A 25,825-nucleotide genomic window follows, 5' to 3' on the forward strand; every position below is an offset into this window, starting at 1 on the left:
GGACGTCCGATGGCCGCCGACCAATCCCCCCCCCCTGACACGCTGGACGCCTTGCTCGCCCAGTTGCGTACCGATTTCCCGTACCTGAGCGCCCAGTTCCAGGAGGGCGCACGCTACCTGCTCGACCACCCGCGCGAAGTGGCCATTCATTCCATGCGCAAGGTCGCCGCCAACGCCGGCGTGCAGCCCGCCACGCTGGTGCGCCTGTCGCAATCGCTCGGCTTCGAGGGCTGGCAGGGCCTGCGCGAGCTGTTTGCCGACGCCGTGCGCGAGGGCGGCACGCAGCCGTATGCGCGGCGCGCGCGCAAGGTGGTGCGCGACAGCGGCTCCAACCGGCTGCTGGCGGAAATGATCGAGGCCCAGCACCGCAACCTCGATGCGCTGGGCGCCGCCAATGCCGATACGCTGCCGCGCGCGGCCGACCTGCTGGCCGCCGCGCCCAATGTCCATGTGGCGGGCTTCCGTTCGTGCTTTCCGGTCGCGTTCACGTTTCACTACGTGTATCGCCTGTTCCGCAGTTCGGTGCAGCTGATCCGCGGCGATGCGGGCACCATCGAAATGGAGTTGCGCGGCCTGGCGCCCAGGGACGCCGTGGTGGTAGCCAGCTTCGCACCCTACTCGCAGGAAAGCCTGCGCGTGGCCGAGGCTGCGCGCGAGGCCGGCTGCAAGGTGATCGCGCTGACCGACAGTTCCGTGGCACCGATCGCGCTCGACGCCGACTGCACGCTGCTGTTCTCGGTGGAGAGCCCCTCGTTCTTTCCCTCCATCACCGCCGGCGTGGCCATGATGGAAGCGCTGGTCGAACAGTTGCTCGCGCGCAAGGGCAAGGGCGCGATCCGCGCCCTGGAGGCCACCGAGGGCCAGCTCCACCGCACCGGCGCGTATGTCAGCACACGGGGCGGCTGAGCCGGTAACGGTAGCGCCCGCGGCTTACTCGAAGGCCTCGTCGTTGGGATTGGCGTAGGCGCGCTTGAGCGGCTCGCTCACGGGCAGGTCGAAGCTGACGTTCTTGGGCGGCACCGGCTTCGCGAACCACTTGGCATAGAGCGCATTGATCTCCCCGCTCTTCATCAGTCCGGTGATGGTGCCGTCGACCACCTGCTTGAAGCCGGGGTCGTCCTTGCGCATCATGAACGCGTAGGCCTCGAACGACTGCGGCGTGCCCACCACCGCCCAGTCCGCGGGATTCGGTGCCAGCGTGCGCGCGCCCGACAGCAGCACATCGTCCATCATGAACGCCGCCACCCGCCCCGACTGCAGGATCAGGAACGACTCGCCATAGTCCTTGGCACTCTGGATGGCGATGTTGGCCCCCTTCTCGTCGTTGAGCCGGCGCAGGATGCGCTCCGACGTGGTGCCGGCATTGGTCACCACCGCCTTGCCCGCGAGATCCGGGAAATCGTGGATCGGGCTGTTCTTCCTTACCAGCAGACGCGTGCCGGCCACGAAGAACGTGGTCGAGAACGCCACCTGTTGCTGACGCGACTTGAGGTTGGTGGTGACGCCGCATTCGAGATCCACCGTGCCGTTCTGCACCAGCGAGATCCGGTTCTGCGAGGTGACCGGTACCATGCGCACCTCGAGCCTGGCCACGCCGGTCTCCTTTTTCACCGCCTCGATCACGCGGTCGCAGATGTCCTGCGAGAACCCGATCACCTTCTGGCTGGCGTCGTAGTACGAGAACGGGATCGACGACGTGCGGTGCCCGATCGAGATCACGCCCGCGGATTTGATCTTCGACAGCGTGGGGCTGGCCGCCACATCGACGGCGGCAGCGGCCGGGACGGCGGTCAGCGTGGCCAGGCAGGCCAGGGAGGCGGACAGCAAGCGATACGGTTTCATGATGGAAAGACTCCTCGTGGCATCGTTGAATGACTCGGATGTTGCATAGCGTAGTCACCCAGCAACAATTGTTCCATCATGGATTACCATGAAACATATGGTTTTATCACCATTATTGTGAAACAAATGCACCACCACGGAAGTTCATGCGCCGTCACGGCGCGCACCGCTTACTGCCGGTGCTGCCTTATTCCATGCACTTCTGGCGATAGATCTGCTGCAACTGGCGGCGCGTACGGTCGCGCTCGACGGCGGGCACGTCGGTGCCCTGGCTGTTTTCCACGTGACGGTCGCTGGGGCGATAGACGCGTTTCGGCGTCTGGCCGATCTGGCGGGCCAGCATGTCGCACTCTTCGTCGCGCGTCATGGGCCGGCGCGGGGTGGGGGTGAACTGGCTGGAGCCCTCGCGCACCGCTTCGGAGATGGCGTTATTGATGGCCGCATCGCCGGACGCGGGTTGCGCTTGGGCGGGCATCGGCATCAACGCGCCGACGGCGGTCACCACGGCCATACTGCAGACCAGGCGTTGCATGAGATTCTCCTAGGCGGCTTCGCGCGCAAGCCGCAGCGCGGTGAGCAGGGTGTCGTGCTCGCCGATATGGTTGGCGAGCAGCAGGATCAGCCGGGCATTGAGGGCCTGGCTACTCGCATCGTCGAGGCCGCGGTGGGTTTCGATCAATGCTTCATAGAAATCGTCGGGACGGCTCAGGTTGGGCTCGGTAATGAGTGGCATGTCGCGGACTCCCGGAGTTGGGCCTCGCCAGCGATGGCGTCCTGTGCAACGTTCATACCCGTCGCACGGGCCAGCGCGGCCGCGATGCGGCCCGCATCGACCCGGCGCCAGCGCGCGCAGACATGCTGGTCGGGCCGGATGAGATAACACGTGCCGGGCCGGGCATCGTAGCGGCGAAACGCCACCGCGTGCGCCCCACCGGGCTCCGCTTCGACCGCGACGATGCGCACACCCACGCGCCGAGCCACCCCATCCCCCCAGGCGCTCGCCGATGTGCTCGCCGAGGTGCTCGCCGCCGATGTGTTCTTCAATCCCACGCAGCACGTCGGCCTCCCGACCCACGCCAAATACCAGCAGCACGAACTCGCCGCCGAGCTGGCTCAGCAGCCAGCCGCGCGCGTCGGCCAGCGGCGCATCCACGCAGGGCGCACCGGGCACCATGGCGCAGTCGAAGGCCTCCTCGTCGGCCGTGTTGAGCGGGGAATCGGCCAGCACGGTGGGCAACGACAGGCGGCCGCTGTTGACCAGCTGGCGCGCGAACGGGTGCTCGCGTGCCAGCGCCAGCACCGCATCGCGAAAGAGCCGGCTGACCGTGCTCTTGGGTGTGATGAAATCGGTCGAGCGCGTCGAGTGGCGGATATTCTCGTCCGCCGCGCGCTCGCGTTCGCTCGCATAGCTGTCCAGCAGCCGCTCGGGCGCGCGCCCCTGCAGCACGAGTGCCAGCTTCCACGCGAGGTTCTCGGCGTCCTGGATGCCGCTGTTGGCACCGCGCGCACCGAACGGCGACACGCCATGCGCGGCGTCGCCGGCGAACAGCACGCGACCATGGCGGAAGCTGTCCATGCGATGGCAGGCAAACGTGTAGACGCTGACCCAGTCGAGCTGGAACTTCGCATCGGGGCCGAGCAGCGCACGCACACGCGGCAACACGCGCTCCGGCGTTTTCTCCAGCGCCGGGTCGGCATCCCAGCCGAGCTGGAAGTCGATACGCCAGACCTGGTCGGGCTGGCGATGCAGCAATACCGACTGGCGCGGATGAAACGGCGGATCGAACCAGAACCAGCGCTCGGGCGGAAAATCGGCTTCCATGCGCACGTCCGCGATCAGGAAGCGATCGCGAAAGGTCTGGCCACGCGTCTCCAGGCCCATGGCCGAACGCACCGTGCTGCGCGACCCATCGGCCGCCACCACGTAACGCGCCCGCAGCACGTACGGGCCGTCGGGCGTGGCCACCGTGAGCGCCACGTGACTGTCCGCGCCCTGGCCGCCCCGCTCGACCGCTTCGACCGCCTCGACCGCTGTGACGCGATGGCCCCAACGCAGCTCGATGCCCGGCAGCGAGCGAGCCCGCTCCAGCAGGAACCCTTCCACGTAGTATTGCTGCAGATTGATAAAGGCCGGCCGCCGATGCCCGTCCTCGGGCAACAGGTCGAAGGCGTAGACCTGCTGGTCGCGCAGGTAGACCCGCCCCACGTGCCAGCGCACACCCTTCTCCACCATGGCGTCGCCGCAGCCGAGCCGGTCGAAGATATCGAGCGTGCGCTTGGCAAAGCAGATCGCGCGCGAGCCCGTGGCCAGCGCATGATCGTCATCGACTACCGTCACCGGCACGCCATGCAGCGCGAGGTCGATGGCCGTGGCAAGCCCGACCGGACCGGCCCCCACCACGACCACCGGATGCGGCGCGCCCGCATGCCCGGAACGCTGCTCGGCGCCGGGCACGTAGTCGAAGCGCAGGCGCTGATAGTCGGGCGCGGCCACCGGGGACCTCCCTCAGGCCTGCAGCGCGGCCCACATCTCCTGGTCGCGCTGCGCGGTCCAGACGCGCGGATGGGACAGGCCCGACGCTTCGTCGAACGCGCGCGACACGTCGAACGGCAGGCAATGCTCGTAGATGAACACCTGGCCGAACCTGGGATCCATGGCCCGTCGCGTATGGGCCATCGCCGCCTTCAGGTCCATGCCGCCGGCCACGGCTTCCCGGCCGGCCTGGAACAGCGTGGTCACGAATTCCCTGGTATAGGCGAGCCCGCTGGCGACCTCCTCGCGCGTGGTCAGCGCCGGGCCGCGGCCGGGAACCAGCTTCTCCGCGCCCAGCGCGGCCAGCGCATCGAGCGTGGCCGGCCATTGCGCCAGCTGGGCATCGCCGCAATAGCAGGCGGCCTCGTACTCGACGAGGTCGCCCGAGAAGAGCACCTTCTGCTGCGGCAGCCAGACCACGGTATCGCCCCGGGTATGACCCGCGCCGGGATGCACGATGCGTACCTCCAGCCGGCCGAGGAACAGCGTGATCTCGCGCTCGAATACCAGCGTCGGCCAGGTCAGGCCCGGCACCGTTTCCACGCCCGAGAACAGGCGCGGAAAACGCTCGATCTCCGACTTCATGTCGGCCTCGCCGCGCTCGACGATCATCTCGTAGGTGCCGCGGCTGGCGATGATCTGCTGGGCACCTTCGGCGAAGTAGGCCGAAGCGCCCAGCACACGCACCGCGTGATAGTGCGACAGGACGACGTACTTGATGGGCTTGTCCGTGATGGTGCGGATACGCGCGATCAGGTCCTGCGCCATGGCCGGCGTGGCAGTGGTATCGACGATCAGGACACTATCGTCGCCCACCACCACGCCGGAGTTCGGATCGCCCTCGGCGGTGTAGGCCCAGGCGTTCTCCGACAACTGGGTGAACGTGATCTGCTTGGCTTCCAGGTCCGCTTGCGATGCAAATGCCTTTGCCATGTCTCCCCCTCGTCACGCCGGTATGGGAGAGGCATGGTAGCCCCGCGTATCAGGCGCCGTCCATCAGCGGAATCCCTTCCCGCAAGGCCAGCTCGGCCGGCTTGATATCGCCCAGCGGCGACAGCACCGCCGGCTCGAATGCGCGCGGCGCATGGCCGTCGCGCACGCGGCGCGGCCAGTCGGGATTGGCCAGCGCACCGCGTCCCAGCGTGATCGCATCGGCGCCCTGCTCCAGCACCTCGACGGCACGTGCCGGGTCGGCCAGGTTGCCGTTGGCGAGGATCGGCAAGCCCGGCGCGGCTTCCCGCGCCAGTTGGACCAGACTGCGCGGATCCTCCGCGAACGCCGGCTTCCACGCCTCGTATTCAGTCACATGGACGTAATCGACCGCGGTCGCGGCCAGCCGCGCAAAGACCGTATGAGCGCCAGCCACGCCTTCCGGCCACTTGTGCGTGAAGTCGTTGACCTTGCCCTGCGAGATGCGGATGCCGACCGGAAAATCGGGCCCGACCGCCGCGCGCACCGCCGCCACGACGTCTTCCGCCAGACGCAGGCGGCGCGTGAGGTCGCCGCCCCAGCCATCCTGCCGCTGGTTCGTATAGTCGGTCAGGAACTGGTCGATCAGGTAGCCATTGGCGCCATGAATCTCCACGGCGTCGAAGCCGGCCACATCGCGGGCCAGGCGCGCCGCATGGGCAAAGCCCTCGATGGCCCGCGCGATTTCGTCCGCGTCCATGGCACGCGGCGTGGGATACAGACCCTTGCCCGCATACACCTCCATCTGCTTGCCGCGCGGCGCCACCGCCGAAGGTCCTACCGTATCCATGCGGAACCGGTTGCCCTGCGCGAGCGCTCCCGCATGCATCAGCTGCGCGGCGATACGGCCGCCGGCAGCGTGCACGGCGTCGGTAATCTTGCGCCATGCGGCTGCCTGCGCGACATCGGTCAGTCCCGGCTGATGGGCGTAACCCTGCGACCAGGCGCGGTCCACATAGATGCCCTCGGTCACGATCAGGCCAAACCCGCCACGGGCATAGCCGGCGTAGTAGCGCTGCATGGTCTCGGTGGGCACGCCCTCGGCGGTGGCGCTCATGCGCGTCATCGGCGCGACCACGAGGCGGTTGGGCAGATGCAGGCCGCGCAGGGCCAGGGCATCGAACAGCGAAGGTTGGGTCGGCTGGCTCATGATGCGGCTCCCGTCACGACGGCAATGGCTTCGATCTCGATCATCGCCGCGGGCGTGTACAACGCGGCCACTTCGACGATGGTGTCGGCGGGATAAGGCGCCGAGAACCACCGGCGGCGCAACGCGACGATCTTGTCGAAGTGCGCCATCGAGGTCAGGAAGATGGTGACCTTGACCACGCGGTCGAGCCCGGAGCCGCCGGCCTTGAGCGCGCGTTCGAGATTGCGGAAGGCGCGGTCGGCCTGGCGGTCGAAATCGTCCGGGCCCTCGATGGTGCCGTCGTCGCCCACGCCGGCCTGGCCGGACACGAAGAGGAAGTCCCCCGCGCGCATGGCCTGCGAGAGCAGGTATGGCGCGTACGGATCGGGTTGGGTGTGAACCTGCGAGATATGCATGGTGAAACTCCGATATATTGTTGAGATTCATTCAGCTTCGGCGGGTATTGCCTGCCGTTGGAATGCAGTATCGGAGCCAGTCCCGTGTCACGACAAATGGTCAAATCTCACGGTATGGATGAGTTTTTCTTCATCATGGGGGCGCCATGCGCAAATTGCCGCCGCTGAGCGCGCTACGCGCGTTTGAAGCCGCCGCGCGCCGCAACAGCTTCAAGCTCGCCGCGGACGAGCTCAATGTCACGCCCACCGCCATCAGCCACCAGATCCGCCAGTTGGAGGAGTGGCTCGAGGTGCGGCTGTTCGAACGGCAAACCCGTCAGGTGCGGCTGACGGCGGGCGGCAGGACGCTGTTCCCGGCCATCCGCGACGGGCTCGACGGCTTCGAGCAGGCCATCGACCTGGTGCGGGCGACCCGCGCGCTGCAGGTGGCCACGCTGACCTCCACGGTGGCGTTCACCGCCAAGCGGCTGGCCTCGCGCGTCGGCTCGTTCCGCGCGGCCCATCCGGACTGGACCCTGCGGCTCGACGCCACCAATACGGTGATCGATCTCGACCGCGACGCCGATGTATCGATCCGCCATGGCATGGGCCACTATCCGGGTCATGTGGTCGAGCCGCTGTTCAGCGACCACTTTGCGCCGGTATGCAGCCCGCGCCTGGGCATTACGCAGCCGTCCGATCTGCGCCATGCCACGCTGGTGCACTTTGAATGGGGCCCGCAGGCACGCGACAATCCGCGCGCGCCGGTGTGGCGCGACTGGATCGCCGCGGCGGGCATCGGCGGGGTCGATGTGGATGCGGGCCTGACCTTCACCGAGGAAATCCATGCGGTGAACGCCACCGTGGCCGGCCAGGGTATCGGGCTGCTGAGCCTGACGCTGGTCGTGGACGAGCTTGCGGCCGGCGTGCTGGTGCAGCCGTTCCCGTTGACGCTGGAGACGTTCCGCTACGACCTGGTCTACAGCAGGCGCGGCGCGGACCGTCCCGCCACGCGGTTGCTGCGCGACTGGGTCATGAAGGAGTTTGGGGAGCGCCCGCCGCCGGCGCCGCAGGAGGCGGGATAAGACCGTCGGCCCCCGCCGCGAGAAAAGGGCGCGGCGGCCTTGCGGCGGGACGAAGGCTCTTACCGCAGGACGAAGGTTTTCTGCCGCACGTTCGCCGCATCCAGCCCGATCTGCACGTTGAAGTCGCCGGGCTCGGCCACGTATTCGAGCTGCGCATTGAAGAACTTCAGCTTGTCCTCGTCGATCGGGAACGACACCACGCGCGACTCGCCGGCCTTGAGCGCGATCTTGCGGAAGTCCTTGAGCTCCTTCACCGGCCGCACCACCGAAGCGCTGACGTCCTGCAGATAGAGCTGGAGCACCACTTCGCCATCGCGCTTGCCGGTATTACGCACCGTCACGCTGGCGTCGAGATGGCCGTTGCCGCCGCGCTGCAGCGCCTGGCCCGAGAGCGTGATATCCGAGACCGAGAAGTCGGTATAGCTGAGCCCGTAGCCAAACGGATACAACGGCTCCAGCGGCTCCTCGAAGTACTGCGAGGTGTAGTTGGGCGCCTTGCCCGGCGTGAACGGGCGGCCGATACGCAGCTGGTTGTAGTAGGTCGGAATCTGCCCCAGCGAGCGCGGAAACGAGATCGGCAGGCGGCCCGACGGGTTGTAGTCGCCGAACAGCACGTCCGCGATCGCATGACCGCCCTCGGTACCCGCATACCAGGTCTCCAGCATGGCGTCGGCATTGTCCTTGGCCCAGTTCACGGTGAGCGGGCGGCCATTCATCAGCACCACCACGAGCGGCTTGCCGGTGGTCTTGAGCGCCTTGAGCAGGGTTTCCTGCTCGCCCGGCAGCGCCAGGCTCGTGCGGCTCGACGCCTCGTGCGACATGCCGCGCGATTCGCCCACGGCCACCACCACCACGTCGGCCGCGCGCGCGGCCTTGACCGCCTCCTCGATCATGTCGCCGCTCGACCGTTTGTCCTGCACGAGCTCGGGCGTATCCCAGTTGAGGAAGTTGAGGTACTCGACCACGCGCGGATCGTCGGTCAGGTTGGCGCCACGCGCATGCAGCACGCGACCGCGGTCGCCCAGCGCTTCGCGCATGCCCTGCAGCAGCGTGACCGAATGCTTCGCCTTGCCCGCCGCCGACCAGCTGCCCATGATGTCGATGGGCGCATCGGCCAGCGGTCCGATCACCGCAATGGTGCCGCCCTTCTTCAGCGGCAGCGTCTGGTTGCGGTTCTCCAGCAGCACCAGCGAGCGGCGCGCGATATCGCGCGCATCGCCGCGGTGCAGGCGGCTGTCCGCGTCGACGTCGGGCGGATCCTGCTCGCCGTGGCCGATGCGGCGATATGGGTCCGCGAACAGGCCAAGGTCGTACTTGGCGCCCAATACCTCGCGCACCGCGTCGTCGACCACGCTCACCGGCACCGCCCCGGACTTGACCAGCCCGGGCAGCTGTTCCAGATAGAGCGCGTCATGCATGCTCATGTCGGCGCCCGCCTCGATGGCCAGCTTTGCCGCCTCGCGGCCGTCCCGTGCCACGCCATGTCGCATGAGCTCGTCGATGGCGCCGTGGTCGCTCACGGTGAGGCCCTTGAAGCCCCACTGCTTGCGCAGCAGGTCGCGCAACAGCCAGCGATTCGACGTGGCCGGCACGCCGTTGATGGAGTTGAGCGCGATCATGACCCCACCGGCGCCGGCATCGATGGCGGCGCGATACGGCGGCAGGTAGTCCTGGAACATTCGCATTGGGCTCATGTCTACGGTGTTGTAGTCGCGCCCCCCTTCCACTGCGCCATACAACGCGAAATGCTTGACCACCGCCATCAGGCTGTCCCGATTGGCCGGCGAAGTCCCCTGGAAGCCCCGCACCGTCGCCCGCGCGCATTGCGAGACCAGGAACGGATCTTCGCCAAAGCCTTCCGAGGTGCGCCCCCAGCGCGGGTCGCGCGAGATATCGACCATCGGTGCAAAGGTCATGTCGAGGCCGTCGGCACTGGCCTCGATGGCGGAGACACGGGCGGCGCGCTCCACCGCGTCCATGTCCCAGGTGGAGGCCAGCCCCAGGCTGATCGGAAACACGGTGCGATGGCCGTGCACCACGTCGTAGGCGAAAAAGATCGGAACGCCGAGACGGCTGCGGACGGCCGCCTGCTGCAGCGGGCGATTATCGGCCGGCGTGACCGAATTGAAGGTGCCGCCCACGCGCCCTGCCTGGAGTTCCTTGAGCAGTTGCGGCTGCGGCATGTCCGCACCGATGCTGATCAGGCGCAACTGGCCGATCTTCTCTTCCAGCGTCATGCGGCCGATGAGATCGTCGATAAAGGCGTCCTTTGTTGCGGCCGTGGACGAAGCCGGCGCCGGTGCGGCAGCCGGCATGACAGCCGGAGTCGGGGCCGAGGCAGCCGCCGCCCGGCCGACCAGCGCCGGTGCGCAAAGCAGGCTGGCCGCGAGGGCCAGCGAGGGAAGCAGTCTCATCCGCAGTCTCATTCGTTTTTGTGTCTCATTGGGCGGGGCGGGCAGGCACCGCGATGGGGTCCGATGGGATTCGGTCGGGTTGTGCTCCAGGTGCAGGCGTGCAGCCCGGGCAGACCGCGGGCGGGCCCGCGGGTGTGCCTGGGGCATGCAGCAGGTGTGCAGCAGGTGTACAGCAGGTGTGCAACCGAATGTTTCGGTGCGCCCGCGAGGTGCCCCGCTGGACACGCCTTGCCTGCCACGTTGCGTTTTCTGCACTGCATCGGCAGTTTACCGCCGATACACTACGTTCTTTTGCCGCGGCGCCGCTGCCGCAACATTTTTTACGACTTCGAGACCGTTTCGACATGACCCGAGCGGTCCTGGCCCGCGCCAGAGTCATGTCCAAACCGTCTCTCATGGGAGGAACCCTTGCTTGCCGCCATTGCCGCGACGTTACGAACCCGATCCCGCACCGCCTTGCCCGCGCTGGCCGTGGCCACCGCGCTGCTGCAAGTCAGCCACGCTTTGGCGTTCTCGCTCGACGACGTGACGGCCCAGGCCAGACGCCTGGCCGACAAACCCTATGCCGCACCGGCGAGCAATCTGCCGCCCGCCTTTGCGCAGATGCAGTTCGCGGACTACATCAAGATCCAGCCGCGCATCGATAACCTCGAATGGAAGAACCTCGGTACTCCCTACCGGCTGGGCTTCTACCATCAGGGCATGCAGTTCAGTGCGCCGGTCCGCATCAACGAAATCGTCGGCAACGCGGTGCAGGAAATTCGCTACGACGCCTCGCGCTTCGATTTCGGCGATCTCAAGCTCGACCGCACCGCCACCAGCAAGCTCGGCTATGCGGGCTTCCGCATCATGTATCCCGTCAACCGTCCGGACAAGCTCGATGAAGTCATGAGCGTGCTCGGCGCGAGCTATTTCCGCGTGATCGGCAAGGGCCAGGTCTATGGCCTCTCCAGCCGCGGCCTGGCCATCGATACGGGCCTGCCGATCGCCGAGGAATTTCCGGCCTTCCGCGAGTTCTGGATCGTGCGGCCCAATGCGCAGGACAAGCAGCTGGTGTTCTACGCGCTGCTCGACTCCAAACGCGCCACCGGCGCCTATCGGTTCGAGCTCGTCCCCGGTGCCGATGCCACGCTCAAGGTGCAGGCGCGCGTATTCATGCGCGACAGGGTGACCAAGCTTGGCGTGGCGCCGCTGACGAGCATGTTCCTGTTCGGCCCCAATCAGCAGCGCGACCCGTACAACTTCCGGCCGGCCCTGCACGACTCCAATGGCCTTTCGATCCATACCGGCGACGGGGAATGGCTCTGGCGTCCGCTCAACAACCCGCGCCATCTCGCCATCAGCCAGTTCACGGTGAACAATCCGCGCGGCTTCGGCCTGCTCCAGCGCGGCCGCGACTTCTCCGGCTACGAAGACCTCAAGGATCGCTACGACCTGCGCCCGAGCGCGTGGATCGTGCCCGACGGCGACTGGGGCCAAGGCAAGGTCGAGCTGGTGGAGATCCCCACACCGGACGAGACCAACGACAACATCGTCGCCTACTGGACGCCCGACACCTTGCCGCCCAGGGGCACGCCGCTGGTGGCGGACTACACCATGCACTGGACCATGGACGAGCGCGCGCTGATGCCGCGCGAGGTCGCCTGGGTCAAGCAGACCCTGCGCTCGGCGGGCGAGATCACGCAGGCCAACCTGATCCGCCATCTCGATGGCAGCGTGGGCCTGCTGGTGGACTTCGAAGGGCCCTCCCTGGCCAGCCTGCCGCCCTCGGCGCAGGTCAATTCCCAGGTCAGCGTCAGCGATAACGCCGAACTGATCGAACGTTCGCTGCAGCCCAATCCCGTCACCAAGGGTCAGCGGCTGATGCTGCGCATCAAGGTCAAGGATCCCAAGAAGGTAGTGGAGCTGCGCGGTGCGCTGACCTCGGCCGACAACCGGCCGCTGAGCGAAACGTGGAGCTACCAGTTGCCGCCGGATTCGGCGCAGCAGGCTGGCACCATCGCGAAGCCGTAATCCTTGCCGCGTGCATGCCGGGGGTATCGGGCGGGCATGGGGCAGGCATAAGGCGGGCATGAGCAATGCCCGCGGCGCCCCCGGGCAGGCGGCGCAAGAAAAAGGCCGTGCCCGACGGGCACGGCCTGGGGAATGCGGCGCCGGAAAGTTGCGCCGCCTCTTGGGGAGACCCTGAAACGTCTGCCGCCGGCGCACGTCTGGTGCGCGCATCCGCGGCGTACGTCTCCCGACGGATGCTTACAGCGACTGCAGGAAAGCCACGATCGCGTCCCGGTCGGACTTCGGCAGCGCCTCGAAGCGCGCCCGCGCATCGTTGGCCTCGCCGCCGTGCCACAGGATCGCCTCCACCATATTGCGGGCGCGCCCATCGTGCAGCAGGCGCACGCTCTGGTCGTTACCCTGGACGAAGCGCAGCGAGCCGATGCCCCACAGCGGCGCGGTACGCCACATGTTCGGCGACGCGCGCCCTTCGCTGAGCGTATCCGCCAGGCCCGGGCCCATGTCGTGCAGCAGCAGGTCCGTGTACGGATGGATGGTCTGGTTGCGCAGTTCCACGAACGGGTGGTTGTTGCCGGTCTTCATGGTGGCGGTATGGCACGCCACGCATTTGGTATCGGCAAACAGCCTGCCGCCGCGGGCAATCAGGTCCGGGTTCACATCGTGCTCGGGCGAGACCCGCACGCCGTCGGGGAAGCCGCTGCGCAGGCTGCGCTGGGCCGGCACTGCGATCAGCGACAGATAGCTCGTCAGGCGCTCGATTTCCGTTTCGGAGATCGAGGTCGCCGCCGCGGCCTGGCGGCAATCCGCCGCGCCGCGCTGGCAGCCGCGCGTCGGGAACACCGGCGAGGTCACCCCCATGTCCTTGATCAGCGCATCGCCGGCCTGCTGGCGGATGCTGGCCTTCGATGCCTTCCAGCCGAAGCGCCCCAGGTGGGTGGCGCCCGTCTCCGGATTGGTCACCCAGTTCGGAATGCCGCGCACGCCGTCGCCATTGGCATCGTCGGGATCCGCATTGGCGAGGATGGTCTTCTCGTCCAGCGCCTCCAGCAGACCCATGCCGATCACTTGCGCCGCCTGGCGCGCGGAGTATTGAACAGGAGCCGGTCCCTTGAACGCGTAGACCGGCTTGACCAGTTCCACCTTCTCGCCGTCCGGAAGCGTGCGGACCGTGGTGTCGTACGACTGGATGGTGACGTCGTAGGCGGGTGCATTCGGATCCTGTGCATGCTGCTGGACGTTGAGGCCGTAGTTCGGGTCGGGCTTGCCATCCGCGGCGGCCGTCAGGAACGACATGGTGTCGAGCTTGACGCCGATGCCGGGCGTCACGCTGCGGCCGTTGTTGGTGTGGCACTCGATGCAGCGCTCGCGGTTGTAGCGCGGACCGAGCTGGCCGATATGCGCGGTGAACACGGGGTTGTCCGCGTCATGCTCGGAGTGCTTGCCGGTCAGCATCGAGGTATGGAACAGGCGACGGCCCTCGACAAAGCGCTGCGTATTGGCGATGCCGATATTGTTCGACATCTGCTGGAACACGCGCATCGGCTCTTCCGAGTAGTTGTACGAAAGGCTCGCCTCGCCGCCGAGCAGCGTCTCGGGCGGCAGCGGCTCCGAGTCGAGGTTCGGCACGATGCCGTACCACGGCTTCATGCCCTGGCCCACCACATACAGCTGCTCGAACGAGTAGTAGCGGCTGCCCCCGCCATCCACCACCGGATCGCGCTTCAGGCGTGGGGCCGGGGCCAGCTCGATCTTGTCGCCGATCTTCAGCTGGCTGTGCGGATCCGTGCGCCAGTTCGAGTCGACCGTCATCATGCAGTTTTCCTTCGGCTGGCCCTCGATACAGATGGGCAGGCCGCCCTGCGTCGGATTGTTGAAGCCGTAGTTGAGCGACCAGCCGTAGTCGCGCACTTCCGGATTCTGGATGTTGCGAAACAGGCTGAACGTGGTGCCGTCGAAGATGCCCTGGTTGACGTGCAGGTAGAACGAGATCTTCTGCCGGCCGGCGGGCACTTCGTCGCGGATTTCCAGGCCGAAGGTGCGGTTCTGGAAGTAGAAGGTCGGGAACGTCAGGTAACGGCCCGGACCGGCGTCCGGCGCATCCCAGGCTTCGCCGCGCTCGCGTGCGTGACGCTCGGTCGGGCGCATGCCCACCATCGTCACGAGCGTGCCGTCAGCCTCGCGCCACTGAAGCTGTTCCATGGCCTGCGTGGTGGCATCGAACAGCGGTGTATAGCCACCGGCCGGCTGTACCGGCGTGTTGGTGCCGGACGAGGACGACGGTGCGGCACCGCCGTCGCTACCGCCGCCACCGCAGGCCGCCACGATCGACGCTGTCAGCAAGGAGGCGGCCAGCGCGTATGCCGCGCGCCGCGATCGCCGTTCAGGGACGTGATAGTGCATGGTTGTCTTTGCCTTCTATGTTGTTATCGAATGCCTGGGACCCCTCGGTAAGACGGTCTCGGGCGGAATCGGCGCACTGCGAAACATCGGTCGACAGGCATCCCCCAGGCGTGCCGGCAATACGCCGGGCCTGACCAATGCTTGACGAATGGAATGCACGACACCGGCAGGTGCCGTGGAACGGAAGCATGCGAACGACGCTACATGATGGGTGGCTTCAAGACCCCGATCTCGCCCGTTTGCAGGTATGTTCCACGTTGCCGGTGGCGACGCAGCAGACGACTACCGATGTCGGCCCCGCATGCCGGTGCCCGGCCGTGCGCGAACGAGTGCCACGGTCATGACGACCGGGGCCGGTAGCGGTATTCCGCCTGGAATGGAGACCTTCTTCATACCCTGACCCTTTTTGTTAGTTGTTGTGGTTATGCGTGTGACGGTCCTGTATCGCAATCATCGTGCCCGCCGTCCCGGCCGCGGCACTGGTGCGTGCGAAACAATGGATTTCGGATAAATCCGTATATCCAACGGAAGGGGGATATAACAATGCACGACAATTTCCGCAAAGCCGGCCTGGGTCATTGTCAAAAAATGACGAGAGGGGTGACATCAATTGGCAGTTCACATCACCAATTGACGTCACCCCGTCGTATTCCGTGCAACGCGCAAGCCCTCAAGGAATGACGCGGCGCGCGCGCAGGCGGTCAAACAGCGCCAGGAACGCGTCGCGCGAATCCTGGTACGCAAGGAACCCTGCCTTGCGACTCTTGCTCATGTCGGTGAGCACTTCCATCGGCCGACCCAGATCGGCATCGGTGTGCCACCACGACGCCAGCCGGTCGAGATCCGCCTCCCGCAACCCATAGTGCGTGGCCAGATCGCGCCATTGATCACGCCACAAGGCGGCGGGACCGGTCATGCGGGGCTCGAGCGGTCGCACCACGCCATCGAACGGCACCGGCGCAATGCCGAAATACGCGGCAATCTCCGCCCACATCCATTTCCAGCGAAAGACGTCGCCATTCACCACATTGAAGTCCTGATTGCGCGCTGCCTCGTGCGTGGCGGCCCATTCCAGATGTCGCGCCAGCAGGCCGGCATCGGTCATATCGGTTAATCCGTGCCATTGGGTGGCGCTGCCCGGAAATATAAAAGGCGCGCCGCTGCGTTTGCATAACGAGGCATATACGGCAAGCGTGACTCCCATATTCATTGCATTGCCAATCGCATCGCCAATGATCGTATGCGGACGGTGCACGCTCCAGTGAAAGCCGTAACGTGCCGCCGCGTCAAACAGGCGGTCTTCCTGCTCGTAATAGAAATTCTCGACCGCTCGCCGTCCCTGCGTCTCGCGGAACGGGGTGTCCGGGACTTCGCCCGCGGCGTAGGCTTCGAACGGCCCCAGGTAGTGCTTGAGGCCGGTAACCAGCGCGACATGGCGGTCCCGCAGCGACGGCCCCAGCGCATCGAGCACGTGGCTTACCAGCGCGCCGTTGACGCGAATATTCTCGCGTTCGCTGGACTGGCGCATCCAGGCCGCCAGGAACACGGCGTCGACCTGAAGCCCGCTCAGCGCACCTTGGACCTCGGCCTGCGAGGTGAGGTCCGCCACCAGCGCATGGCACCCCTCCGCCACTGGCGTGCGTCCTCGCGACAAGCCATGGACGGTCCAGCCCGCCGCCAGCAGGCGCTCCGCCAACGCGTTGCCGATGACACCACTGACACCGACGATCAATGCCCGTTTTTGCACGATATGCCTCGCATAGGGAAATGCGAAAGGCTAGCGCGTACCGACCATCGCGACGAGTGCTAAGATTTCCGGCCATTCCGGACAAGATGTCATGAATCAAGCGCCGCCCACGGAAACCCTGAAAGGCATCGCGCCTTTCGTACGTGCCGCCGACCTGGGCAGCTTTGCCGCGGCGGCAGCCCAGTTGCATCTCTCCAGCTCGGCCGTCAGCAAGAGCGTGGCACGGCTCGAGGCGCGGCTCGGCGTACGGCTCTTCGATCGCACGACCCGCGCGCTTGCGCTGACGGATGCCGGCCGCGCGTTCTATGACACATGCGTACGCATCCTGAAGGAGCTATCGGAGGCCGAAGCCGTGCTTGCCGCGCAAAAGGCCGAACCCGCGGGACGCGTGCGCATCGATCTTCCCGCCACCTTCGGCCGGCTTGTCGTGCTGCCGATCGTGCTGGACCTGGCGCGGCGGTATCCCTATCTGCGCCCGCAAGTGTCCTTTACCGACCGCTTCGTGGATATCGCGGAAGACGGCGTCGATATCGCCGTGCGCATCGGCCATTGGCATCCCTCGTCGGCTTCGATCGCGCATCGGCGGCTCGGGCGCGAGCGGCTGATCTTCTGCGCCGCGCCGGGCTATCTCGCGCAGGCCGGCACGCCGCGCCGCCCGGCGGACCTCGACCGCCACGATTGCATCGGCTACGGCCGCGCCGACGGCAGCGTCATCCCGTGGACATTCCCTGCCGGCGAGGGCGTGGTCGAACCGCGCGTCATGTCGCACCGGATGATTTTCGGCGACGCGGAAGCCCAGCGCGCCGCGGTAGTCGCCGGCGGCGGCATCGCCCAGATGGCCACCTGGCTGGTGGCGGACGCCCTCGCCGCCGGCACCCTCGTGCAGGTGCTCGTCGACCAGGTCGCCGAGGGCCTGCCGCTGTTCCTGGTCTGGAACCGCGCGCGGCAGTTGATGCCGAAGACCGACGTGGTATTGCGCGAGCTGGAAGCGCAACTGGCGTGCTGCATGGAAGTCTGACTCCGCGCGACGGGCATGCGGTGGCGCGCTTGCCCTGCTCACTGACACCCTGCCATCGCCCCGGGCGGCGACAGGTACTGCGCATACCGGCGATGCAACAACGCCACACCCTCGTCCCGCGTCGCCAGGTAGTCGAGCTTGTCACGATACGCTTCCAGCCGCACCCGTGCCGCATTAAGAATCTGCGCCCAGGTGGCCAGCCCGATCGTGACCTGGCGATTGTTGAGAAAGACGCCAAACGGCCGCCCGGTCTGATCGAGCGTGTAGTCGGCTTGCGGCGTGATCGCGTTGGAGATCGCCAGGAAGGTCCAGTGCGTGTTGGCCTTGTCGAAGCGCTCGTCGTGCACCACCGTCAATGCATAGCTTTCGAGCTGCGCCTTTGCCGCCAGGTCGATCTTGCGCGAGGGCCGCTTCAACTCGACCACGAGGAACTCACGGCGGGTACTGGCGTAGGCGGGAATCTCGCGGCCGAGAATCAGGTCGGGTACAGCTTCGCGGCCATCGTCCCGTTTGACCCGCGTTGTTCGCGCCGGGTGCCGCCCATCGCGGCCCAACAGCGGCAGATGCTTGCGCAGCACCGTGTTCAGGTTTTCGTCGCTATGCGACAGCAGATACTCTTCACCGAAAATCCACGTCTCCCGCTCGAGGATGCGGTGCAGGGTCGGCCGTTCCGGCACCGATCGCCTTGACGCCGGTTGAAAGAGCAGGTCCTGCAGCCCTTCCAGAATCTTGAGACGATCGGTCGCCAGCGTGCTGGCCGCGATCAAGGCGGGAAGATTGGTCTTCAGCAGCAGTTCTCCCAGCGCGTCCCGACTTTCCGCCGGCAAACCGAGCACTTCGGACAGGATCCGCTTCAGCGATTCGGGATTCTCGTCCAGCGCGGTCTTGAGCATGTGCAGCGTGAACTGCCGGTCCCGCAACGACCCTTGCCGGAACGCGTCGAGATGCCGATGCACTTGGACCGCGCACAGGTCGAAGACCTCCCGATGCGCCAGCTCCACGACGTTCCTCGCGTCTCCCGCAAACGGATAGATGCCCTCATCCTTCCACTGCCGCACCAGGTCCATTGCCAATCCTCTTTGGTTCCCTCACTTCACCTATGGTTCACCCGTCCACGTGGCCCGTATATGAGACGACTCTGATTTGCGTTCCCTGCACAACGCTCTACCCATCAGCGCGTATGGCACCTCTGGCCGCTTGCGTCGTCCGGGCGGTTCAGCGACATATGACCCGCCGTGTAAATCCCATGCGAGCGCGCGGCAAAAGAGGCTTAAAAATCTCTTTTATTGCACTAACTATTGATACCAGATCAACAATCTTTCCCTGTTTTCCGTCTTTTTCCAGACCCATCCCCCCGCCACAATTGCGGCATTGCACCACTGGAGATCCGGCATGACGCCGTCCAATCAGGCTTCTTCCGCCAAGGGAGGCAGCGCCGCGTTGCCCCTGTTTGCCCTCGCCGTCGGCGCGTTTGGCATTGGCACCACCGAGTTCTCGCCAATGGGCTTGCTGCCCACCATCGCCGAGGGCGTACATGTGTCGATTCCCACCGCCGGCATGTTGATCAGCGCCTATGCGATCGGTGTGATGGCAGGCGCGCCGCTGATGACCCTGGCGTTGTCGCGCTGGTCGCGCCGCATCGCGTTGATCATGCTGATGAGCATCTTCACCATCGGCAATCTCATGTCGGCATTTGCCACCGACTACACGATGCTGCTGGTAGCGCGACTGGTCACCAGTCTCAACCATGGTGCGTTCTTCGGCCTCGGTTCGCTGGTTGCCGCCAGTGTGGTGCCGCGCGACAAGCAGGCCAGCGCGGTGGCCACGATGTTCATGGGACTGACGATCGCCAACGTCGGCGGCGTGCCGGCGGCCACCTGGCTGGGGCATGTCATCGGCTGGCGCATGTCGTTTGCGGCGACGGCCGGACTCGGTCTGCTCGCCATGCTGGCGCTGTGGACGGCGCTACCCAAGGGGGCCGCCGGACAACGTCCGAACGTGCGCGCGGAGCTAGCCGTGCTGTCGCGGCCCGTGGTGCTGGGCGCGCTCGCCACCACCGTGCTGGGCGCCGGCGCGATGTTCACGCTCTACACCTATATCGCGCCGACCCTCGCCGACATTACGGGTGCCTCACCGGCGTTCGTGACGGCGATGCTGGTGCTGATCGGCATCGGCTTCACCATCGGCAATGCGGCCGGCGGCAAGCTCGCGGACCGTTCGCTCGATGGCAGTCTGATCGGCTTTCTGGTCCTGCTGATCGCCGTCATGCTGGCGTTCCCGATACTGGCGAAGAGCCACGCCGGCGCGGCCATCGCGCTTCTGGTCTGGGGTCTGGCCACCTTTGCCGTGGTGCCGCCATTGCAGATGCGCGTGATGCGGGCCGCGGCGGAAGCGCCCGGGCTGGCCTCGTCGGTCAACGTCGGCGCCTTCAATCTCGGCAACGCGCTCGGCGCAGCCGCGGGCGGCGGGGCGATCTCGGCAGGGCTGGGTTACGGCGCGGTGCCCGTGGTCGGTGCCGTGATTGCGGCGGCCGGACTGGTGCTGGTGCTGATCCAGGTCTCGAGCCGCCGCGCGGCGGCAGTCGCATCCTGAACCTCCCGCGCGCCCGCTCTCCCGCGGGACAGCATGGGCGCGGGAGCGCGCACCCCGGAGATCACTACGTTCCGGGGCGTCACGCTCGCCGAGCGACTCTTGGCCTGGCGAACTGATACCGGCGCTTTCATGCCGGCGCTTTCATGCCGGCGCTTTCATGCCAGCACTTTCTGACTAGCGATTTCAGACCAGCGACGAGTCATCGTCCATGAACCCGTCGCTGCTCAAGTCATCGTCCACGAAATCATTGCCTGACGACGGATCCGACGACAGGTCCGATGACAGACCTGCGCCATTGAACGACGATCGGTCGTCGCTACCGTAGTAGTTGTTCACCACGGTTTCGTTCGGCTGTTCCAGCACCGCCATATCCGGCTGCCCGAGCACGTTGCTGGCGCTGTTGCGATGGAACAGGTTCTCCAGCCCCTGGAACAGGAACGCACCGCCGGCCACGCCGGCCGCGGTGGTGGCGATGCTGCCCAGCGTGCCACCGAGACCCCCGCTCAGCCAGCCGGAGCGTGCAGGTTGTGCCGGTACGTTCTGATACGCCACGGGTGCCGGAACGGCCGGCGGAATGGCCGTCTGCGCGGGCGCCGCGGCAACCGCCGCCGCTCGACTCGCGCCATTCGCGCCATTCGCGCCATTGCCCCACGCGTTATCCGCATCGAGAAAGCTGCGCGCACCGCTCGCTTGCGCAGCCTGTTGCGCGGCCTGCAGTTGCCCTTGCAGCGTCGCGATCTGGTCCCGCGCCGACGCCAGCGCATGATCGAGCAGCAGCGCGCGCTGCACCAGCAGATATGGCGCGTCGGGTTGCCGCGCCATGGCGTCGGCGATCATCGCCTGCGCCTGCGGATCCTTGCCTGCCGCACGGGCCTGCGTCAGTTGGATCAGGAATTGTTCCAGTGCCTGGGTTTCTTGGGGGGTCATGGCCATCTCCGGTCCCGTTCGTTCGTACGGCTTGAGGTTGGTACGGCTTGAGCTGTGTACGGCTTGAGCTGTGTACGGATTGAGTCTAGGGACGAAGACTTAAACGAGACTTAAGGGGTGGTCGTCGAAATATTCGGTAACCATCGCCGATGCAGCAAGGTGCCATGACGCGCCAAGCTCGCGCAGGGCACCCCGCCACCACCGCTTACCTGCGGACGATGCGCTCGATTTTGCCGTCGATGCGGGACAGGAGGCCTTCCACGCCTTCGAAACGCCTTTCCACGCCCTCAAGACGCTTGTCCATGCTCTCAAGTCGTTTGTCCATGCCCTCAAGCCGCTTGTCCGTCCCCTCAAGGCGCTTGTCCATCGCATCGAGTCGATGCTCGACGATCACCAGTCGACCGGTGATGGCGTGAACGGTCTGCTCCAGCTTTTCGGTCCGCTTGTCGAGCGCCACCACCTGCACCGCGACCGGGGCAACGCCCCGCGCGACGATATCGGTCATCATCAACCACGCGAATGCAAACGCCGCCACGATTGCCGCAATCTTCCAGGGCATGCCGCCCACCGGCTCCCGCGGTGTTGCGGCGAGGCTCGTCAGTGCCTTGATCGCTTCCGGCGGCCACTGTCCGGCCGACCCCGGGGCCGGACCGGACGCCCTGCCCGCTGCATCGTCTTGATAAGTGAATGCCATGTTTGCCCCTTTTTTCGAATCGACGCCGCGCCAGCCGCTACGTCATCGGAACATGCATTCTGGGCACCACCTGTTCCCTTGTATATGAGACGCTTCTCAAAATGATCCCTGAGAAATGAACCCATGCCGCAACACCGATCTCGCGAACATCGTCTACTATAGTGGACGTTTGAAAAGACTTGCGTGGAACATGCCATGGACATACGGGACGCCGGCGCTGCCGATATCGAGGGAATTACCGAAATCTACAACCATGCGGTTGCCAGTACGACGGCGATCTGGAACGACACGCAGGTCGATGTCGCCAATCGCACGAACTGGCATGCCGACCGCCTCCGGCTTGGCTATCCGGTGCTGGTCGCGGTGCAGGAAGACGGCCAGGTGCTCGGCTACGCCTCGTTCGGCGACTGGCGCGCCTTCGACGGCTATCGCCATACGGTGGAGCATTCGGTCTATGTGCGCGCCGACCAGCGCGGCAAGGGCATCGGCGAGGCGTTGATGCGCGCCCTGATCGAACGCGCGCGCGCGCTTGGCAAGCACGTCATGGTGGGCGCCATCGAGGCGCGTAATGCCGGCTCCATCCGCCTGCACGAAAAGCTCGGCTTCCAGCACGTCGGCCATATGAAGGAAGTCGGCACCAAGTTCGGCGCGTGGCTCGACCTCGCGTTCATGCAACTGACCCTCGACGACCGCCAGTCGCCCGACGCGCGCTAGACGCGGCAGCCTCGTGCCGGTCCGTTCGGTACGGGGTCGTCCAGCCAGCGGCGCCAGCCGGTGGCATGCGGGCGCGGTCATCCGCTTATGACCGCACCTGCTTCACGCCGTGAAGCTTGTCTCCCAGCAACCTTCTCACGGTGACATAGAAGACGGGAATCAACAGCAATCCGAGCACGGTTGCCGCGAGCATGCCACCGATCACGCCGATGCCGAGCTCGTGCCGTGACGCCGCGCCCGCACCCGTAGACAGCACCAGCGGGACCACGCCAAGGATGAACGCCATCGACGTCATCAGGATCGGACGCAGGCGCAGCCGTGCCGCGGCGACCACGGCGTCATAGAGGCTCAGCCCGCGCGCCTGTCCTTCCACCGCGAACTCGACGATCAGGATGGCGTTCTTGGCGGCGAGACCGATCACCGTCACCAGTCCGATCTTGAAATAGATGTCGTTAGGCACGCTTTGCCACAGGCAGAACGCCAGCATGCCGAGCATCCCGATGGGCGCGACGAGCAATACCGACGCCGGTATCGACCAGCTCTCGTAGAGCGCGGCCAGGCACAGGAACACGACCACGATGGACAGCGCCATCAGCGTGGTGGCGGAGGACCCCGCCAACAGTTCCTGGTACGACTGCCCGGTCCAGTCCGCGGCAAAACCGTGTGGAAGCTTCTGGTCGATGATGTTCTGCAGCACCTGCATGGCTTGACCGGTCGAATAGCCTGGGGCAGGGTTGCCGACGATTTCGACGGCGGAGTACCCGTCGTAACGCGGCTGCACGGTCGGCGCGTTGGCCCACCGGGCTTTCACCACACTCGACAACGGCACCATGTTGTACGGGCTGACCAGGGTGTTGGCAACGGATGGATTGACCGGCGCCGCGGTGCCGCCCGGACCCGTGGTGCTGCCCCCGGCGTTGCCTGCCGTTGCCGTGGTGGCAGGGGTCGTCGCGCTCGCCTGCCCGGTCGCCACGCCGCTCGCCGCGGCCGGCGTAGCAGGCGTAAAGAGATGCCGGAACGCGTCGATTCCCATGCGGAAGGGGGCGTCCGCCTGGATGTACACCCGCTTTACCCTGCCCCCATACGTGAACTGGTTCACAAAGAACGGCGCGAGCTCCATCTGGATCGTGTCATAGACGTCCGTCAGCGACAGTCCCATCGATTCCGCCTGCGTGCGATCCACCGCGATCTGCAACTGCTGGGCACTCGGCAGCGAGTTGGCGCGAATCCCGTAGAGCTCGGGGCTCTTTGCCGCATTCTCCAGCAGCGTCCGCTCCGCCGCCGTCAACTGCTCGCGCGATTGCCCGGCGCGCGCTTGCAGGTACATGTCGATACCGCCAAACTGGCTGAGACCTCGAATCGTGGGCAGGTCCGTGGCAAAGGTCTGCGCATCGGTCACGCCATGCAGGATCTGGTTGACCTGCGGAATCAGCGCCATCGCACTCTGCGACCGCCTGCTCCAGTCGGTCAGCTTGATGAACGTCATGCCGACGTTCTCGCTGGTGCCGACAAAGCTGAACCCCACCGGCTGGAACATCGCGTCGATATCCTTGCCAATCGGGCTATGCAGCAGCTTGTCGCGGACCTCCCCCATGACGCGCTTCGTGCTCTGCAACGTCGAACCCGACGGCAGGTTCACCAGCACAAGGATAAAGCCCTGGTCCTCGTCGGGCACGAATCCGGTCGGCAGCCTGGTGTACAGGAAGCCGGTCAAGACCACCAACAGCACGAACCCCATCATCCAGCGCGGTGCATGACGCACGGCCCGGGTCACGTGCCCCAGGTAGGTCTGCGACATCCACCCGAAGCCGCGATCGAACCAGCGAAACAGCATCCCCTTGTGATCGGTGTGGACCGGCCTCAGGATCGCGGCGCACAGCGACGGCGTGAACGACATCGCGAGGAACGCCGAGAACATCATCGACACCGCAATGGTCAGCGCAAACTGTGCATAGATGATGCCCGTCGCGCCCGGTTGCAGCGCCGACGGCACAAACACCGCCGTCAGCACCACGGTGATCGCGACAATGGCACCGGTGATCTGCCGCATGGCCTTGTGCGTGGCCGCCCTGGGATCGACCTGCTCCTCGCTCATGATGCGCTCGACGTTCTCTATCACCACGATCGCATCGTCGACCACGATGCCGATCGCCAGCACCATCCCGAACAGCGTGAGCTGATTCAGCGTGTAGTGCAGCAGCGACAGCCCGACAAACGTGCCGAGCAGCGCCACCGGAATGACCAGTGTCGGGATGATGGTGGCGCGCAGGTTCTGCAGGAAGACCAGCATCACGATGAACACCAGCGCAATGGCCTCGATCAAGGTATGGACCACATCGGTAATCGATGCGGTGATAAACGGCGTGGTGTCGTAAGGCACGCTCCAGGTCACGCCGGCGGGGAGGTCGCGCGCCAGCGACGTCATCTGGGCCTTGACCGCATTCGCCACGGAGAGCGCGTTCGCGCCCGGCAACAGGAAGACCGCAAGCCCCCCGGCGGGCTTGCCGTTGTAGACCGGCGCAATGCCGTACGTCTGCGCGCCGAAACTGACGCGCGCCACATCGGACAGCCGCACCGTGGTGCCATCGCTTCTCGACAGCAGAATGATGTCGCGAAACTGCTGCAACGACGAGAACAGGCGATCGCCGGACACCGTCGCGGTAAAGACCTGTCCCTTCACGGCCGGATCCGCGCCGAGCGAACCCGCCGCGAACTGCGCGTTCTGCGAGTTGATCGCGTTCAGCACCTGGGTGGTCGAAAGCCCGTAGCCCTGCAGCTTGTCGGGATCGATCCAGATGCGCGCCGCATATTCCGAGCCGAGCAGCGTCGTATTGCCCACCCCACTGACGCGCCCGATCACCGGCTGAATCTGCGAGGCGAGAATATCGCTGAGCCGCGCCGCGTCCACCGATGAACTGTCCGAGCGCAACGCGATAAACATCAGGATGTCCGGACTTGCCTTGGCTACCACCACGCCCTGTTGCGTCACCTGCGTGGGCAGCAGCGGCGCGGCCAGCGTGACCTTGTTCTGCACCTGCACCTGGGCGATGTCCGGATTGGTGCCGGTGGCGAACGTCAGCGTGATGACGGTCTGGCCATTGGCGCTCGAGTTCGAACTGAAGTACAGCAGGTTGTCGATACCGGTGAGCTGCTGCTCTATCACCTGCGTCACCGTCGATTCCATCGTGGCGGCGCTTGCGCCGGGGTAGTTGGCGGTGATCGTTACCTGCGGCGGCGCGATCTCGGGATAGGAGTCGATGCCCATGCTGCGCATGGCGATGACACCGAACAGCGAGATCAGGATGGCGACAACCCATGCGAAGACGGGTCGATTGATAAAGAAACCGGGCATC

Annotated in this window: 19 protein-coding genes; 6 read left to right on the top strand and 13 right to left on the bottom strand. The window is 65.9% G+C overall.

What is annotated here, in order from left to right:
* Positions 1 to 9 precede the first annotated feature (9 nt).
* A complete protein-coding gene (locus DFLDMN_RS10630) occupies positions 10 to 906 on the top strand; it encodes a MurR/RpiR family transcriptional regulator (protein WP_423194933.1) in 897 nt (298 codons plus the stop codon).
* Positions 907 to 930: 24 nt separating this feature from the next.
* Here DFLDMN_RS10630 and DFLDMN_RS10635 read toward each other — a convergent pair whose 3' ends face one another.
* From DFLDMN_RS10635 to DFLDMN_RS10660, 6 genes are all read right to left on the bottom strand, one after another.
* On the bottom strand, positions 931 to 1,842 hold the full coding sequence (locus tag DFLDMN_RS10635) for a transporter substrate-binding domain-containing protein (protein ID WP_423194934.1): 912 nt from the start codon (positions 1,840 to 1,842) through the stop codon (positions 931 to 933).
* A 187-nt stretch (positions 1,843 to 2,029) separates the two neighbouring features.
* Positions 2,030 to 2,374, bottom strand: a complete 345-nt coding sequence (locus tag DFLDMN_RS10640; protein ID WP_423194935.1) for a hypothetical protein — start codon at positions 2,372 to 2,374, stop codon at positions 2,030 to 2,032.
* Between the two features lie 9 nt (positions 2,375 to 2,383).
* On the bottom strand, positions 2,384 to 4,336 hold the full coding sequence (locus DFLDMN_RS10645; RefSeq protein WP_423194936.1) for an FAD-dependent monooxygenase: 1,953 nt from the start codon (positions 4,334 to 4,336) through the stop codon (positions 2,384 to 2,386).
* Between the two features lie 12 nt (positions 4,337 to 4,348).
* A complete protein-coding gene (locus DFLDMN_RS10650) occupies positions 4,349 to 5,308 on the bottom strand; it encodes an MBL fold metallo-hydrolase (protein ID WP_423194937.1) in 960 nt (319 codons plus the stop codon).
* A gap of 49 nt (positions 5,309 to 5,357) precedes the next feature.
* Positions 5,358 to 6,494 carry a tRNA-dihydrouridine synthase gene (locus DFLDMN_RS10655; protein ID WP_423194938.1) on the bottom strand — a complete coding sequence of 379 codons (1,137 nt, stop codon included), beginning with the start codon at positions 6,492 to 6,494 and terminating at the stop codon, positions 5,358 to 5,360.
* Positions 6,491 to 6,889 carry a RidA family protein gene (locus tag DFLDMN_RS10660; RefSeq protein ID WP_423194939.1) on the bottom strand — a complete coding sequence of 133 codons (399 nt, stop codon included), beginning with the start codon at positions 6,887 to 6,889 and terminating at the stop codon, positions 6,491 to 6,493. Before DFLDMN_RS10660 ends, DFLDMN_RS10655 begins: the two co-directional genes overlap by 4 nt.
* A gap of 146 nt (positions 6,890 to 7,035) precedes the next feature.
* Here DFLDMN_RS10660 and DFLDMN_RS10665 point away from each other — a divergent pair, with 146 nt between their 5' ends.
* Entirely contained in the window at positions 7,036 to 7,953 is a 918-nt protein-coding gene (locus tag DFLDMN_RS10665) for a LysR substrate-binding domain-containing protein (RefSeq protein ID WP_423194940.1), read from the top strand.
* Between the two features lie 59 nt (positions 7,954 to 8,012).
* On the opposite strand, the gene bglX is transcribed toward DFLDMN_RS10665, so the two are convergent.
* Entirely contained in the window at positions 8,013 to 10,367 is a 2,355-nt protein-coding gene (gene bglX, locus DFLDMN_RS10670) for a beta-glucosidase BglX (protein WP_423194941.1), read from the bottom strand.
* A gap of 456 nt (positions 10,368 to 10,823) precedes the next feature.
* Between bglX and DFLDMN_RS10675 the strand changes: the two genes are divergently transcribed.
* Positions 10,824 to 12,380, top strand: a complete 1,557-nt coding sequence (locus tag DFLDMN_RS10675; RefSeq protein WP_423198379.1) for a glucan biosynthesis protein G — start codon at positions 10,824 to 10,826, stop codon at positions 12,378 to 12,380.
* 237 nt (positions 12,381 to 12,617) lie between these two features.
* On the opposite strand, the gene DFLDMN_RS10680 is transcribed toward DFLDMN_RS10675, so the two are convergent.
* Together DFLDMN_RS10680 and DFLDMN_RS10685 are read right to left on the bottom strand one after the other, a co-directional pair.
* The gene (locus DFLDMN_RS10680; RefSeq protein ID WP_423194942.1) at positions 12,618 to 14,780 is read right to left on the bottom strand and encodes a di-heme oxidoredictase family protein; all 2,163 of its coding nucleotides are present in this window, start codon (positions 14,778 to 14,780) and stop codon (positions 12,618 to 12,620) included.
* Positions 14,781 to 15,450: 670 nt separating this feature from the next.
* Positions 15,451 to 16,527 (bottom strand): SDR family oxidoreductase, encoded by a 1,077-nt coding sequence (locus DFLDMN_RS10685; protein ID WP_423194943.1) that lies wholly within the window; start codon positions 16,525 to 16,527, stop codon positions 15,451 to 15,453.
* A 91-nt stretch (positions 16,528 to 16,618) separates the two neighbouring features.
* Between DFLDMN_RS10685 and DFLDMN_RS10690 the strand changes: the two genes are divergently transcribed.
* Positions 16,619 to 17,545, top strand: a complete 927-nt coding sequence (locus DFLDMN_RS10690) for a LysR family transcriptional regulator (RefSeq protein ID WP_423194944.1) — start codon at positions 16,619 to 16,621, stop codon at positions 17,543 to 17,545.
* A 38-nt stretch (positions 17,546 to 17,583) separates the two neighbouring features.
* On the opposite strand, the gene DFLDMN_RS10695 is transcribed toward DFLDMN_RS10690, so the two are convergent.
* Positions 17,584 to 18,612 carry a hypothetical protein gene (locus tag DFLDMN_RS10695; protein WP_423194945.1) on the bottom strand — a complete coding sequence of 343 codons (1,029 nt, stop codon included), beginning with the start codon at positions 18,610 to 18,612 and terminating at the stop codon, positions 17,584 to 17,586.
* Between the two features lie 325 nt (positions 18,613 to 18,937).
* Here DFLDMN_RS10695 and DFLDMN_RS10700 point away from each other — a divergent pair, with 325 nt between their 5' ends.
* The gene (locus DFLDMN_RS10700; protein ID WP_423194946.1) at positions 18,938 to 20,137 is read left to right on the top strand and encodes an MFS transporter; all 1,200 of its coding nucleotides are present in this window, start codon (positions 18,938 to 18,940) and stop codon (positions 20,135 to 20,137) included.
* A 183-nt stretch (positions 20,138 to 20,320) separates the two neighbouring features.
* Here DFLDMN_RS10700 and DFLDMN_RS10705 read toward each other — a convergent pair whose 3' ends face one another.
* Together DFLDMN_RS10705 and DFLDMN_RS10710 are read right to left on the bottom strand one after the other, a co-directional pair.
* Complete coding sequence (locus DFLDMN_RS10705) at positions 20,321 to 21,064, bottom strand: DUF2076 domain-containing protein (RefSeq protein ID WP_423194947.1); 744 nt, start codon at positions 21,062 to 21,064, stop codon at positions 20,321 to 20,323.
* Positions 21,065 to 21,269: 205 nt separating this feature from the next.
* Positions 21,270 to 21,758, bottom strand: coding sequence for a hypothetical protein (locus DFLDMN_RS10710; protein WP_423194948.1), 489 nt, complete (start codon positions 21,756 to 21,758; stop codon positions 21,270 to 21,272).
* A gap of 195 nt (positions 21,759 to 21,953) precedes the next feature.
* On the opposite strand from DFLDMN_RS10710, the gene DFLDMN_RS10715 reads away from it, so the two are divergent.
* Positions 21,954 to 22,472 carry a GNAT family N-acetyltransferase gene (locus tag DFLDMN_RS10715; protein ID WP_423194949.1) on the top strand — a complete coding sequence of 173 codons (519 nt, stop codon included), beginning with the start codon at positions 21,954 to 21,956 and terminating at the stop codon, positions 22,470 to 22,472.
* Positions 22,473 to 22,557: 85 nt separating this feature from the next.
* Here the strand turns inward: DFLDMN_RS10715 and DFLDMN_RS10720 are convergent, their stop codons facing one another.
* A complete protein-coding gene (locus tag DFLDMN_RS10720; protein ID WP_423194950.1) occupies positions 22,558 to 25,824 on the bottom strand; it encodes an efflux RND transporter permease subunit in 3,267 nt (1,088 codons plus the stop codon).
* Position 25,825: the final 1 nt, after the last annotated feature.

Source organism: Cupriavidus sp. H19C3, assembly GCF_049393815.1.
Lineage (GTDB): Bacteria > Pseudomonadota > Gammaproteobacteria > Burkholderiales > Burkholderiaceae > Cupriavidus.